This is a genomic window from Mycobacterium simiae, from assembly GCF_008370645.1.
GTDB classification, from domain to species: domain Bacteria; phylum Actinomycetota; class Actinomycetes; order Mycobacteriales; family Mycobacteriaceae; genus Mycobacterium; species Mycobacterium simiae_A.
The window spans coordinates 1-543 of the sequence record NZ_VTZN01000502.1 but is presented as its reverse complement, the minus strand read 5'-3'; the positions used below and the strand labels follow the sequence as shown (position 1 = coordinate 543).

Annotated in this window: 1 pseudogene; it reads left to right on the top strand. The window is 75.7% G+C overall.

Annotated elements, in window-relative coordinates:
* Nucleotides 1–543: pseudogene (locus F0Q45_RS29820) on the top strand (PE family protein); the annotation flags it as partial.

Below are 543 nucleotides of genomic sequence, written 5' to 3'. Positions count from 1 at the left end.
GGCGGGTCGGGTGCGCCCGGTCAAGGCGGTGGCGCCGGCGGCAACGCAGGGTTGCTCGGCAACGGTGGTGCCGGAGGCAATGGCGGAGCCGGAGGGGCCGGCGGTTCCGGCGGTGCAGGCGGGCTGTTATGGGGCAACGGCGGCGCCGGCGGGCACGGTGGGGCTGCTTCGACGGGCATCAACGGCGGCAATCCCGGCCGGGGCGGGAACGGTGGCAACGCCGTATTGTTCGGCGACGGCGGCAGCGGAGGGCGAGGTGGCACCGGCCTGGCCGGAGCAGACGGCACCAACCCCACCCCAACTGGTACAGCCGACAGCGGCATCGACGGCGGCGATGCTTCCGGCCTGGACAGACAGACCGGCGGCCCCGGCGAGACCGGCGAGCCGGGTCAACCCGGCGAGAACGGCGGTACCGGGGGAAATGGCGGCGAGGCCACTTCTGGTGTCAGCGGTCCCGCCACGGGCGGGAAGGGTGGTCAGGGCGGTGCCGCCGGTGTCGGCGCCAACGGCGGCGACGGTGGAGCCGGCGGCGACGCCCGCACC